Below are 12623 nucleotides of genomic sequence, written 5' to 3' on the forward strand. Positions count from 1 at the left end.
TGCCCGGGGCCGGCGAGTTCGTCGTGTCCCGCTCAGCGGAGTCCGGCGAAGAACTCCCGGATGTCCGCGGTCAAGGTCTCGGGCTCTTCGAGTGCGGCGAAGTGACCGCCACGGTCCTCGACGTCGGTCCACCGCGTGATCGCGTGTTCCGGTTCGGCGTAGCGACGGATGCCGACGTCGTGGGCGAAGACGATGACCGCGGTCGGGATCCCGGACGCGGATTTGGCGGCGCCCCAGGATGATTCCTGCATGTAGCCGACGTACGCGGACGAAGACGCGGTGTCGGTGAGCCAGTACAGCATGACGTTGGTGAGCAGCCGGTCGATGCCGACGACGTCGTGGGGGAGCGCCTCGCGGGGGATGCGTCCACTCGCGGAACTTGTCGACGATCCAGGCGAGCTGGCCCACCGGCGAATCAGCCAGCGCGGCACCGAGAGTCGCGGGTCTCGTGGACTGGATGGAGATGTAGCCGAACTCCTCGGACATGTACCGGGACACCCGGTTCAGGCGATCCCGCGACACCGTAGCGGTGGTAGCCGAGCCGGCTCATCAGCTCAGCCCACGCCGTGGCGATACGGGTAGTGTCCCAGCCCGATTCGCGGACCGGTCCGGAGAACCCGAATCCGGGCAGCGACGGCACGACCACGTGGAACGCGTCGGCGGGGTTGCCCCCGTGCGCTGCGGGGTCGGTGAGGGGCCCGATCACGTCGAGGAACTCGACGAACGAACCCGGCCAGCCGTGGGTGAGGACGAGGGCCAATGCGTCCGGTTCGGGTGAGCGCACATGGAGGAAGTGGATGTTCTGACCGTCGATCTCGGTGACGAACTGCGGGATGGTGTCGAGCGACTTCTCCTGCGCCCGCCAGTCGAACTCGTCGCGCCAGTACGTGACGAGTTCGACCAGGTAGGACGTGGGCACACCGCTCGCTCAGTCGTCACCCGGGAGGGGTGTGCCGAACCGGGTGCGCGAGAGTCGATCGGCGAGATCGTCGAGTTGCTCCTGCGCGATGTCGATGCGAAACGGACGGATGGTCTTCGTCGTGTCGGTCATACCGGGCACGCTACGAAGGGTTGAGGACAGTTCCGGTCCTCGATGCTGAGCCGGGTCAGCAGGCCCCGGTCTTGGCGGCGTCGTAGGCCTGGATCATCTGGTCCTTGCGCTCCTGCGGGGCGTCCTTCCACTCCGGTGTCTCGGCCGACTGGGTGAACAGGTCGTCGAGGGCCTTCGTGCGGTCGAACGTCTCGCCGCTCTGCTGCGCGCGAGCCTCCGCGCCGTTCGCGTACTGGAGCAGGCCTTTGCACAGGTCCGCGACGGCGGGCAGGTCTGCGGAGGATGCCTCGGTGGCCTCGATCGTTGCGCTCGCCGGGGACTCGGCCTGGGTGGTGGTCGATTCGGAACTGCATGCCCCGAGCAGCAGGGCGGCAGGGATCAACAGCGCAACGATGGTTCGTGTCATGCGAAATACATACCAGAGGCACGGGTCGGCTGCTGTCGGCCGGTCGGTCCTATGCACGAAGTGGCAGCAGTCTCGCGAGCTGCCGGGCCGCCTCGTCCGGCCGCTCACCCAGTTCGTTGACGACGACATGATCGGCACCGGCCGCGAGGTGGCTGTGGACCCGCGCGACGATCGCGTCCGCGTCGCCCCAGGCGACCAGGTCGTCGACGAGCCGGTCGCTCAACCCCGCGATGTCGTCGGCGCCGAAACCCATCCGTACGAAGTTGGTGGCGTAGCCGCCCACCCCGGACAGGAAGCGGAGCGGAACGCGGGCCGTGTCGCGGGCCTGCGCGGCGTCGGTGCCGAGCACCGTCATCAGCGAGACGACGAGCGTGGCGTCCGGACCGAGGATGCGCCGCGCCTCGGCGGTGTAGTCGGGGGTGACGAGGAGCAAGACGGCCCCCGCGGCCCTGTCCCGCGCGAGTTCCAGCTTGCGCGGGCCCAGCGCGGCCAGAATCCGTCGCTCCGCCGGCACCGGCGGATCGAACCGGTCGAGCCTGTCGAGATAGTCGTTCAACGCCCGGAACGGCCGGGGGACCTGCGGGCCACCCAGTCCGACGACGAACCGGTCCGGCGCCGTGGTCTGCAGATCCGCATGAAGCTGTGCGACGGCGCCCGAGTCGTACACGCCGACCGGGATGATGCCGGTCGCGACGGGGATCGAGTCGGTCGCCCGGACGACAGCCGAGATCCGGTCCAGGCTGTCGATCTGACCGCCCCGCAGCCAGATCGCCGAATAGCCGAGGGATTCCAGCCGGGCCGCCTCGTCGAGGTACGTCTCGTCCGGTGAGATGTTCAGGGAGATGCCGATTGGTCCGAGGCCTTCGATGCGAGTCATCAACCGACCGTAAAACCTCGAGTCACGTTCAGGTCAAGGCGTCAGGCGGGCCCGAGTGTGTAGTCGACGCCCGGGCGGTCGCCCTTGCCCTTGAGCCAGCGTCCCGGCAACTTGCCGGCGAGGTCGCCGAGCGGCCCGACCGCGGCGCTGAGAATCCCCACCGTTTCCTGCAGCAGGTCGATGCTGGCGCTCATCCGCTCGAGATTGGGCGCCAGCGCCGTCAAGGTCTCGGACAGCGCGACGATCTGGTCGAGCGGGCCGCCCTCGGCGATGAGACGTTCGAACGCGCCACCCTCCGACAGCAGGGTCTCGAGGATGCCGTTCTCGGCGAGCGCCCGGTCCACGAGTCCACCCGGCGCCGTGAGCCGCTCGACCGCACCGTCCTGCGCGGTCAGCCGTTCGAGCGGTCCCTGTTCGGCGGTGAGACGGTCGAGCAGGCCGTCCTTCGCGAGAAGCCGTTCCAGGGTTCCGTCCTCGGCGAGCACCCGGTCGAGCGGGCCGTCCTTGGCGAGAACCCGCTCGAGCGGGCCGCCCGGCTCGAGCAGCCGTTCGAGGGTGCCGCCCTCCGAGGTGAGACGGTCGACGGGACCACCCGGAGCGAGCAGGCGGTCGAGCGGACCACCCGGCTGGAGGGCCTGCCCGAGCGGCCGGTCGTTGGCCGCGAGCGACGACAGCTGGCTGATCACCTGCAACGGGCTGCCCTGGGTGCTCATCCCCGTGACCACACCAGTTCCGGCGACCGCCGTCCGGACGGTCACCAGGCTGGCTTCGGCGATTCCGAGACCGACATCGGCCGCCGCGAGACCGACACGCACCGGGAGGGTCATCAACGACACCAGGTTCATGGAATTACTGTAACCCGCGACACACAAGCATCGAGTGTCGCGATCCGGTCAGTGCAGAACCTTCAGTCCGACGACGCATCCCACGATGCCCAGGATCAGGAGGATCTTCACCAGCGAGGAACTCTCGGCGCCGGTCACCATCGCGAACCCGACCGTGAGGGCTGCGCCGATGCCGACCCAGACCGCGTACGACGTTCCGATGGGGAGACTGCGCATCGCGAACGCCAGACCCGCCATGCTGAGAATCAACGCGACGCCGAACACGACACTGGGTCCGAGTTTGCTGAACCCGTCCGATCGGCCGAGGGCGGTGGCCCAGACGGCCTCCAGGACTCCCGACAGCACAAGCACGATCCACGCCATGACAAACCTCCGGGCACCGTCTTGTCGCTGGCCGGGTACGGTGCGCTCGTCCGGATGTCGTGTCGACGATTTCCACGGTACCCAACGGGGCGCTCCGCGCCTGTGAGTGGTGAGCGAGTACACACACTCCTCGGACGCGCACGGGTTGCGAATGCGCCGATTATCTCGCAGATCGAGGTCGCCTCATTTATTGTCGAGCGAAACAGTGAATTCTGTGCATATACCACGGAAGATAACGAGGCACATCATGATGCTCGGACTGCTCGCGGCAATCAACAGCGCATTCACCCTCGGACTCGCCAACACGATCGGGACGTTCGGTGGAGTGGTACTCAACCTGAACGTCGTAGCCTGAACTTCCTGCCTGTCAAGGCAACTCCGCTCCCACAACCCCGCTGTCGGATAGACGGCCGGGTTGTCTCGTGCGTGCGACGACCGGAGGCGACGGCACGCGGAGCGCAACTTTCCCATCCTTGCTCATGCGCCGAGAATTTCCCCCTTTTTCGGTAAAGAAGAATGGGTGATTTTATTCGGGGAATTCGCGTGCGTGTGTCGCCGCGAATTCTTCGGAGTTGACCTAGTGTCATCCGCAACGCGCACGGACAACGCGCAACCACCCCTTCCCAGGGGCAACGATGGAGGTCATGATGCTCGGACTGCTCGGGGCACTCAACAGCGGTGTCACACTCGGATTGGCCAACACGATCCTGACGTTCGGCGGGGTAGTACTCAACCTCAACATCGTGGTGAACTGACGACCGGAAACCGACCACACGGGCCGACGGTACCGGCTCCCAGGAATCTCCCAGGAAACCTACAGCGACGATCCAGCGGCGCGAGTGATGATGGGTTGCGTGAATGAGAAGCCTGTCGAAGCCCGCGTCCTCGTCGTCGACGACGAGCCGAACATCCTCGAGTTGCTGTCCGTGAGTCTGCGGTTTCAGGGATTCGAGGTGGCGACGGCGTCGACCGGGGCCGAGGGACTCGACACGGCCCGCACGTTCCGCCCGGACGCCGTCATCCTCGACGTCATGATGCCGGGAATGGATGGGTTCGGCCTGCTCAAGCGGCTGCGCGCCGACGGTGTGGACGCTCCGGTGCTGTTCCTTACCGCGAAGGACGCGGTGGAGGACAAGATCAGCGGACTCACGCTCGGCGCGGACGACTACGTCACCAAGCCGTTCAGCCTCGAAGAAGTGGTGACCCGGCTGCGCGTCATCCTGCGGCGGGCAGGCAAGGTGTCGGTGGAGGAACAGTCCGCCCGCATCAAGTTCGCCGACATCGAACTCGACGACGACACGCGGGAGGTCTGGAAGGCGGGCGACCTGGTGTCGCTGTCGCCGACGGAGTTCACGCTGCTGCGGTACTTCATGGTCAACGCCGGCACCGTGCTGAGCAAGCCGCGGATCCTCGACCACGTCTGGAACTACGACTTCGGCGGTGAGGTCGGAGTGGTCGAGTCGTACGTGTCCTACCTTCGCCGGAAGGTCGACACGGGTGAGACGCCGCTGATCCACACCCTCCGCGGAGTCGGCTACGTGATGCGAGAACCGCGGCGATGACCGCGCCTGCGGCTCCGCGGGAGTCGGCCGAGGCGGTCGCCGCTGTCCCGAACAGGCCTGCGCGACGGTGGATTCGCTCGATGCCGCTGCGCATCACGCTCGTCGGCGCGGTTCTCCTTCTCTCTGCGCTCGGACTCCTCGCGTCCGGTATCGCGGTGACGTCGGCGCTCGAGAATTCGCTGACCAACCGCGTCGATCACCAGCTGCACGACGCGGCTCAGGGGTGGGCGAAGCCCGGCAAATCGCGCCCGCTGCCGCCGCCGGTCGAACCGAACCTCGGCCGCCCACCGAGCCCGTTCTACGTCCGCACGACGCTGCCGAACGGAACGGTCCTGCGCGAGATCAACGACGAATCCGTCTCCCCCGCGCTGCCCGAGAACCCGGCGGCCGGGCCCGACACGGTCGGCTCGACCGACGACTCCGACGTGCGGTGGCGGGTGCTGACGACGACCGCGCCGGACGGAACCGAGACCACCGTCGCGATGACACTCACCGAGAACGACGAAACGGTGAACCGTTTGATCGTCCTGCAACTCATCATCGGTGTGGTGGTGCTGATCGCGCTGGGAGTGGTCGCGTACTTCGTGGTCCGGCGCAGTCTGCGACCCCTCGTCGAAGTGGAGGAGACCGCAGCGGCGATCGCGTCGGGTGACTTGCACCGGCGTGTTCCGGAACGGGACGACCGTACCGAGATCGGACGACTGTCCGTGGCGCTCAACGGAATGCTCGCTCAGATCCAGCACGCGTTCGCCGCCACCGAGGCGTCGGAGGAATCGGCGCGGCGCTCCGAGGAGAAGATGCGGCGATTTGTCGCCGACGCGAGCCACGAGCTGCGCACCCCGCTCACCACGATCCGCGGCTTCGCCGAACTGTATCGACAAGGCGCGATGACCGACACCGAAACCCTGATGAGTCGCATCGAAGGGGAGGCGTCGCGGATGGGACTCCTCGTGGAGGATCTCCTGATGCTCGCCCGGCTCGATGCCCAGCGCCCCCTCGAGACCCGGCCCGTCGACCTGCTGTCGGTGGCCTCGGACGCCGTGCACGGGGCACGCGCTCTCGCCCCCGATCGGTCCATCGCGCTCGACGTCCGCCCCGGACCCGGGACACCGGAGGTGATCGGTGACGAGGCCCGGCTGCGGCAGGTCCTCGGCAACCTGCTCGCCAACGCCGTCAAACACACCCCCGCCACCGCGGACGTGACGGTGCGGCTGAGCACCACCGAACACAGCGTCGTGCTCGAGGTGGCCGACACCGGACCCGGACTCAGCGAGGAGGACGCGGCCCGGGTGTTCGAGAGGTTCTACCGCACCGACGCCTCCCGCACCCGGGAGAGCGGCGGCAGCGGGCTGGGCCTGTCGATCGTGGCGGCCCTGGTCGCCGCCCACCGCGGGTCGGTGACCGTCGACAGCCGGCCCGGTGAGGGTGCCACGTTCCGGGTGGAACTGCCGCGGTCGAGCTGACCGTCAGTCGGGGACGTTGCCGCCGTGGCCGAGTTCGCGCAGCGCCGCCTTGAGCTTCGACTGCGCCTCGTCGAGCGATTCCTGGGACGGATTCTGCTCGGCGTTGCTGATGTTGAAATCGCCGAGGTCGTAGGCCGGGAAGACGTGTACGTGCAGGTGCGGCACCTCGAGACCGGCGATGAGCAGACCCGCCCGCGGTGCGTCGAAAGCGGGGCGGACGGCCTGTCCGATCGTGCGGGCGACGTCCATGACCTTCGTCCAGATCTCACCGTCGACGTCCTGCCACTGGTCCACCTCCTTGCGGGGTACGACGAGCGCATGGCCCTGCGTGACGGGGGCGATCGTGAGGAACGCGACGACGTCCTCGTCCTCCCACACGAAACGTCCGGGCAGATCTCCGTTGATGATGGCGCTGAATACAGATCCCATGGCCGCCATTATGCGGCTTCGCCCCCCGTGAGTACTTATTAACCTCCCGCGGTTAACAAGTACTCACGGGCGCGAAGCGCACAGGAAACTCCCAGCCTGCGTCCAGAGTCATCGGAGCGTACGGGACGAATCTTGGACGCATGACGACGAATTCCCTCTCCCGCGCACCGGGCGCCATGGGACGACTCGAGACCCCCGAAACCTCCGAGACCGCGCCCGTGCTCGACGTTGTCGTGCCGGTCTACAACGAGGAAGCCGGACTCGAACGTTGCGTGCGCCGGCTGCGGCGGCACCTCGACGAGAACGTTCCCTACTCCGCCCGGATCACCATCGCCGACAATGCCAGCGTCGACGCCACCCTCGCAGTGGCGCACCGTCTGGCCGCCGAGATCGACGGCGTCCGTGTCGTGCACCTCGACGAGAAAGGGCGCGGCCGCGCTCTGCGTGCGGTGTGGAGCGGCTCCGACGCCGAGGTGGTGGCGTACATGGACGTCGACCTGTCGACGGACCTCAACGCCCTGATGCCGCTCGTTGCGCCCCTGTTGTCGGGGCATTCGGACATCGCGATCGGGTCCCGTCTCGCCCGCTCGTCGCGGGTGGTCCGGGGACCGAAGCGCGAGTTCATCTCCCGCAGCTACAACCTCATCCTCCGCAGCGCGTTGCACGCGCGGTTCTCCGACGCGCAGTGCGGGTTCAAGGCCATGCGGGCGGACGTCGCGCAGCGCCTGCTGCCGCTGGTCGAGGACACCGGATGGTTCTTCGACACCGAGCTGCTGGTGCTCGCGGAACGCGCCGGCCTGCGCATCCACGAGGTCCCCGTCGACTGGGTCGACGACCCGGACAGTCGCGTCGACATCGTCGCGACCGCCGTCGCCGACCTCAAGGGCGTGTGGCGGGTGGGCCGGGCACTGTCCACCGGATCGCTGCCCATCGGCAGCCTGCGCGACAGTTTCGGCCGCGAGCCGCTGGTGCCCGGAGTTCCGCGTGGCATGGTCGGGCAGCTGGCCCGGTTCGCCGTGATCGGCGTCGCGTCGACCGTCGCGTACGCGCTGCTCTACCTGATCCTGCATCCGATCGTGGGCGCGCAGTGGGCCAACGCCGTCTCACTGCTCGTCACGGCCGTGCTCAACACGGCCGCGAACCGCGCGTTCACGTTCGGTGTCCGCGGATCCCAGGGCGCCGCCCGGCATCAGATGCAGGGGCTGCTCGTGTTCGCCTTCGGACTGCTGCTCACCAGCGGTTCGCTGTACGTCCTCCACTCGGCGGCCCCGGACGTGTCCAAGCACGTCGAACTCGCCGTCCTCGTCCTCGCCAATCTCGTTGCCACCATCAGTCGTTTCATAGCCCTTCGCTGGGTGTTCCGGAACGCACGCCCCGAAGGAGCTCACGCATGACGACGACCCTCGAACAACCGAAGGTCGAAGGGGCCGAACCACCTCCCGCCCGCATGCGGTGGGAGCCGTGGGCGCTCGCCGCACTCCTGGTCGGGACCGCGGTCGCGTACATCTGGGGGCTCGGCGCCTCCGGCTGGGCCAACTCGTTCTACGCCGCCGCGGTCCAGGCGGGTTCGGAGTCGTGGAAGGCGTTCTTCTTCGGATCCTCCGATGCCGCCAACTCCATCACCGTCGACAAGCCCCCGATGTCGCTGTGGCTGATGTCGCTGTCGGTCCGGGTCTTCGGGCTCAGCTCATGGGCGATGCTGGTACCGCAGGCCCTCCTCGGGGTCGGTTCCGTCGCCCTGCTGTACGCCACGGTGAAGCGGTGGTTCGGCGCCCCGGCGGGTCTGCTCGCGGGTCTCGTGCTGGCGCTGACGCCGATCGCGGTGCTGATGTTCCGGTTCAACAACCCCGACGCCCTGCTGGTGCTGCTGATGATCGCCTCCGTGTGGGCGATGCTGCGGGCCGTGGAGGACGGACGCACCCGGTGGATGGTGCTGACCGGCGTGTTCGTCGGTTTGGGGTTCCTGACCAAGCAGCTTCAGGTGATGCTCGTCGTCCCGCCGCTCGCTCTGACCTATCTCGTCGCGGGACCGCCGAAGTTCGGCAAGCGCCTCGCCCAGTGCTTCGCGGCGCTCGGCGCGATGATCGTCTCCGCGGGCTGGTGGTTGCTGATCGTCGAACTGTGGCCGGCGTCGTCGCGGCCCTGGATCGGCGGTTCGCAGAACAATTCGATCCTCGAACTCACGCTGGGCTACAACGGTCTCGGCCGGTTGAACGGTGAGGAGACCGGCAGTGTCATGCCCGGGGGCGGTCGAGGGGAGGTGGCAGCGGCCATGGGCGGTGCCGGCGAGGCCATGGCGGGCGGCCGCTTCCCCGGAGGAGGCGCCCCCGGCGGTGGCGGTATGTGGGGTAGCACCGGCATCACGCGGATGTTCGAGTCGGCTCAGGGCGGTCAGATCGCCTGGCTGATGCCGGCCGCACTGATCCTGCTGGTCGCCGGTCTCGCACTGCGCGGCAGGGCACCTCGCGTCGACACCCAGCGTGCGTCGTTCCTCGTGTGGGGTCTTTGGCTGCTCGTGACCGGACTGACCTTCAGCTTCATGGCGGGCATCTTCCACGCGTACTACACCGTCGCACTCGCACCTGCCGTGGCCGCGCTGGTGGCGATCGGTTCGGCGACGCTGTGGCGTCGACGGGACACGCTGTGGGTGCGGGCGGTTCTCGCCACGACACTGCTGGCCACCGCTGCCATGTCCTGGGTTCTGCTCGGACGCAGCGCGTCGTTCGTGCCGTGGCTGAAGTGGGCCGTGGTCGTCGTCGGCGTCGTCGCTGCGGTTGCCGTGCTCGTCCCGGCGCTGACCCGAGGCCGGATCGGTGCCGTGGTCACGCTGGCCGCGCTGTTCACCGGCCTCGCCGGTCCGACGGCCTACGCCGTCGACACCATCGCGACGCCGCACACCGGTTCGATCGTCTCGGCCGGACCCAACGTCGAAGGCGCCCACGGAGGCCCCGGCGGGATGGGTGGCCCCGGCGGAATGGGTGGCCCTGGCGGCATGGGGGGTGCTGGACGCACCGACGGTGCCGCGGTGCCCACCTTGCCGGGCGGTGCCCTTGCCGGCGCAACGGACGGCGCGGCGGCAGGAGCCACCGACGGCATGGGCGGTATGGGTGCCATGGGCGGCGCCGCCGGGGGACTGCTCTCCGGCAGCGAGCCGGGCGCCGAGCTGGTGGCGTTGCTCGAACAGGATTCCGGCAACTACACCTGGGTGGCAGCGGCCATCGGATCCAACAGTGCATCCGGCTACCAGCTCGCCACCGAGGATCCGGTCATGCCGATCGGCGGATTCAACGGCAGCGATCCGTCACCCACGCTGGAGCAGTTCCAGCAGTACGTGGCGGACGGCAAGATCCACTACTTCATCTCCGGCGGCCGAGGCGGCGGAATGGGTGGAGACGGAACGGCATCGGAGATCTCCACCTGGGTGCAGGAGAACTTCACCGCCGTCACCGTCGACGGCGTGACCCTGTACGACCTCATGTCCTGACCGAAACCGGCTGTGAGTACTTGTTAACCGCCCGCGGTTAACAAGTACTCACAGCTGTTTCAGAGGGGGAACGAGATCTCGGGTGTGCGGCAGATCAGCAACCTCCGTACGCGTCCCGAGCCGTCGAGCTGTGCCGAGGTGTTGAACGAGGCCTCGAAATCGCCGTTCCGTGTGGTGCGTCCCAGTGCCAGCTCGACCTCTCCGACACGAGCTCCCGCGAGGATTTCGTGTACGAGCACACTCTTCTCGCGTTGCTGCAGGTACTCGACGAGTCCGGCGCGATCCCCGACGAATTCGGCGGCATTCCCACCGCCGGTGGAGAATTGCACCGACATCCGGAAGTCGTCGGCGATCATGTTCAGGACGCGGTCGGGGTCGTCCGAATCCATGATCGCGAACCACGCGACCAGCACGGGAGTCGCAGACGTCGTCTCGGTCAGGTCAGTCGCGCTTCCCATGGGCCAACTCCTTTGTGAGAATGCTGAATTCCGTGTCGAAGGACACCTCGTACGCATCGATGGTTCCGTCGCTGTCGAGGTGCATGGCGGCGAGGAAGTAGCCGGTCGTCTTCACGTCGTTCTCGACGACGGAACCATAGGCGAACTGGACGTCGCCGGCGCTGCTCGTTCGGAGCAGCACGTGTCGTCGATCGACCGGGGGCCGTCCCCTCAGGTAGTCGAGCATGTCGGCGCGGCTGTACCCCCTGCGGACGGTACCCGGGAGGACTATGGCGAACTCGATCGATTCGTCGAGCAGGGCAACTGCGTCGTCGATCCGGCCGCTGTCGAGGATCGCGTAGTACCGCTCGATCACGAGTGCATCGGCCATCTCTAACCGAAGTAAATCCAGTTCAGTTTCTCCCTCGAAAGGACACCGACCACATCGTGCTCGAAAAGGACGGCGACGTCGCCCGTGTGTGGCTCAACCGCCCGCATAAGCCTGGAAGCACCGATTGGTATGAGCGTCTGGAGAGTGTCATTGGGGCGAAATGCCTTGTCATAGTGGAAGAATGAGACTTCTCTAGGGTCAGATTCAGCCACACAGAAGGCATCTCGCGGATGCAATCTCACACCTGGCCCGTCGCCGCGGCCAGATTCGACGACCCCAATCTGGTGTCGACCGCGGGACTGGTCCCGGTGATGGCATTGGCGCAGGCCAGCGGCCTGCTCACGCTCGCCGATCAGCATCTGAGCGTGCCCGACGGACAAAGGTGCCCACCCGGGCCACACGAGCATTTCATGCGGAACGTCGGGTCGGCGGTCTCGTCGAAGCATGTGCCGCCGGTGATGGCTGCGATCAAAACGATCTTCGCGCACACCGAAGCAAATGCTGTTGTACAGCAGTGGGATCAGGTCGCCGACACCTTGAACGAGTCGTTCCCGAAGGTGGCGTCGATGATGCGGGATGCGAAGGAAGATGTGCTCGCGTTCCGGGTCTTCCTGAACGCCCATTGGGCAGAAGGTCTGGTCGAACAATTCGATCGAACGGCTGAACAAGGAGATCAAACGCCGCGCCGACGTCGTGGAAATCTTCCCGAACCCGGCCGCGTTCTTGCGTCTGACGACGGCGGTGGTGATCGAGGCGCACGATGAATGGCAGGTCACCCGCCGCTATGTCTCCGATGTGAGTATGGACGAGCTCAGGGTGGTCATCGCAGCCAAAGGACGAGCCCGCGCCACCGATGCGAACCCGCAGTCGTTGACACCCGAACTCGAAACCGCATAACCTACAACATGACTCGTTGATCACGAACCAGAGGGTTCACCGATCCGAACTACACCACCCAATGGGACGCTACCGCATTCTCCGCAGAACGTGTGTGGGACTCGCAGCGCAGGGTCTGGTGGCGGGCGGATTGCTGCGGTCACGAATGGCAGGACAGCGTCCGGGCGCGGGACGACGGGACGAGGACCTTCTCAACAATCGCCCGCGCAAGAGCTTGCACTGGGCCACGCCGGCAACGGCTTTCGCCACTCGAATGTCACAATGATCACGCAAGTGTTGCGACGACCGCTCGAATCCGCCAGTCGTGGTGGACGCGGAAGTCGGCCACCAGGAGCACGACGGGCAGTGTCATCTGGTGCTGATGGTGCGAATTCCGTCGTCGCAAACGTGATTCAGTGGCAGTGCCGCCAGTCCCTGA

17 protein-coding genes and 1 riboswitch are annotated in these 12623 nt (G+C 66.9%); of the genes, 7 read left to right on the plus strand and 10 right to left on the minus strand.

What is annotated here, in order from left to right; all coding sequences use genetic code 11:
* Positions 1-32: 32 nt before the first annotated feature.
* From G9373_RS48155 to G9373_RS12175, 7 genes are read right to left on the minus strand one after another with little or no spacing between them, the layout of a single operon-like run.
* On the minus strand, positions 33-431 hold the full coding sequence (locus tag G9373_RS48155) for a hypothetical protein (protein WP_037206477.1): 399 nt from the start codon (positions 429-431) through the stop codon (positions 33-35).
* Positions 416-919 carry an epoxide hydrolase family protein gene (locus G9373_RS48160; protein WP_259465607.1) on the minus strand — a complete coding sequence of 168 codons (504 nt, stop codon included), beginning with the start codon at positions 917-919 and terminating at the stop codon, positions 416-418. Before G9373_RS48160 ends, G9373_RS48155 begins: the two co-directional genes overlap by 16 nt.
* 9 nt (positions 920-928) lie before the next feature.
* Positions 929-1051 (minus strand): hypothetical protein, encoded by a 123-nt coding sequence (locus tag G9373_RS48165; RefSeq protein WP_259465606.1) that lies wholly within the window; start codon positions 1049-1051, stop codon positions 929-931.
* 55 nt (positions 1052-1106) lie between these two features.
* Positions 1107-1457: a hypothetical protein gene (locus G9373_RS12160; protein ID WP_005561504.1), complete on the minus strand. Its 351-nt coding sequence runs from the start codon at positions 1455-1457 to the stop codon at positions 1107-1109.
* Between the two features lie 49 nt (positions 1458-1506).
* Positions 1507-2334 carry an LLM class F420-dependent oxidoreductase gene (locus G9373_RS12165; RefSeq protein WP_054247151.1) on the minus strand — a complete coding sequence of 276 codons (828 nt, stop codon included), beginning with the start codon at positions 2332-2334 and terminating at the stop codon, positions 1507-1509.
* Positions 2335-2375: 41 nt separating this feature from the next.
* Positions 2376-3179 carry a hypothetical protein gene (locus tag G9373_RS12170; RefSeq protein WP_005244499.1) on the minus strand — a complete coding sequence of 268 codons (804 nt, stop codon included), beginning with the start codon at positions 3177-3179 and terminating at the stop codon, positions 2376-2378.
* Positions 3180-3227: 48 nt separating this feature from the next.
* Positions 3228-3542, minus strand: coding sequence for a multidrug efflux SMR transporter (locus G9373_RS12175; RefSeq protein ID WP_005262845.1), 315 nt, complete (start codon positions 3540-3542; stop codon positions 3228-3230).
* Positions 3543-3552: 10 nt separating this feature from the next.
* Positions 3553-3614, minus strand: a riboswitch (guanidine-III (ykkC-III) riboswitch).
* Between the two features lie 773 nt (positions 3615-4387).
* On the opposite strand from G9373_RS12175, the gene G9373_RS12180 reads away from it, so the two are divergent.
* Complete coding sequence (locus tag G9373_RS12180; RefSeq protein ID WP_005561510.1) at positions 4388-5104, plus strand: response regulator transcription factor; 717 nt, start codon at positions 4388-4390, stop codon at positions 5102-5104.
* Between the two features lie 80 nt (positions 5105-5184).
* Positions 5185-6567: a HAMP domain-containing sensor histidine kinase gene (locus G9373_RS12185; protein ID WP_054247161.1), complete on the plus strand. Its 1383-nt coding sequence runs from the start codon at positions 5185-5187 to the stop codon at positions 6565-6567.
* A 3-nt stretch (positions 6568-6570) separates the two neighbouring features.
* Here G9373_RS12185 and G9373_RS12190 read toward each other — a convergent pair whose 3' ends face one another.
* Entirely contained in the window at positions 6571-6996 is a 426-nt protein-coding gene (locus G9373_RS12190; RefSeq protein ID WP_182623624.1) for an HIT family protein, read from the minus strand.
* A gap of 140 nt (positions 6997-7136) precedes the next feature.
* On the opposite strand from G9373_RS12190, the gene G9373_RS12195 reads away from it, so the two are divergent.
* Together G9373_RS12195 and G9373_RS12200 are read left to right on the plus strand one after the other, a co-directional pair.
* Positions 7137-8390, plus strand: a complete 1254-nt coding sequence (locus G9373_RS12195) for a bifunctional glycosyltransferase family 2/GtrA family protein (protein WP_005573358.1) — start codon at positions 7137-7139, stop codon at positions 8388-8390.
* Positions 8387-10480: a glycosyltransferase family 39 protein gene (locus tag G9373_RS12200; protein ID WP_054247156.1), complete on the plus strand. Its 2094-nt coding sequence runs from the start codon at positions 8387-8389 to the stop codon at positions 10478-10480. Before G9373_RS12195 ends, G9373_RS12200 begins: the two co-directional genes overlap by 4 nt.
* A gap of 59 nt (positions 10481-10539) precedes the next feature.
* Here the strand turns inward: G9373_RS12200 and G9373_RS12205 are convergent, their stop codons facing one another.
* Entirely contained in the window at positions 10540-10938 is a 399-nt protein-coding gene (locus tag G9373_RS12205) for a hypothetical protein (RefSeq protein WP_167115293.1), read from the minus strand.
* Positions 10922-11308 (minus strand): hypothetical protein, encoded by a 387-nt coding sequence (locus tag G9373_RS12210; RefSeq protein ID WP_167115296.1) that lies wholly within the window; start codon positions 11306-11308, stop codon positions 10922-10924. Before G9373_RS12210 ends, G9373_RS12205 begins: the two co-directional genes overlap by 17 nt.
* A gap of 365 nt (positions 11309-11673) precedes the next feature.
* Between G9373_RS12210 and G9373_RS45890 the strand changes: the two genes are divergently transcribed.
* The 3 genes from G9373_RS45890 to G9373_RS12220 all read left to right on the plus strand — a co-directional run bounded on the left by G9373_RS45890 (position 11674) and on the right by G9373_RS12220 (position 12567).
* A complete protein-coding gene (locus G9373_RS45890) occupies positions 11674-12072 on the plus strand; it encodes a transposase (protein WP_259465772.1) in 399 nt (132 codons plus the stop codon).
* Positions 11981-12205, plus strand: a complete 225-nt coding sequence (locus tag G9373_RS47655; RefSeq protein WP_259465771.1) for a transposase — start codon at positions 11981-11983, stop codon at positions 12203-12205. Before G9373_RS45890 ends, G9373_RS47655 begins: the two co-directional genes overlap by 92 nt.
* 92 nt (positions 12206-12297) lie before the next feature.
* Positions 12298-12567 (plus strand): zinc-ribbon domain-containing protein, encoded by a 270-nt coding sequence (locus G9373_RS12220; RefSeq protein ID WP_167115298.1) that lies wholly within the window; start codon positions 12298-12300, stop codon positions 12565-12567.
* Positions 12568-12623 lie beyond the last annotated feature (56 nt).

This window comes from Rhodococcus sp. A14 (genome assembly GCF_011603105.1).
Classification (GTDB): Bacteria; Actinomycetota; Actinomycetes; order Mycobacteriales; family Mycobacteriaceae; genus Rhodococcus_F; species Rhodococcus_F opacus.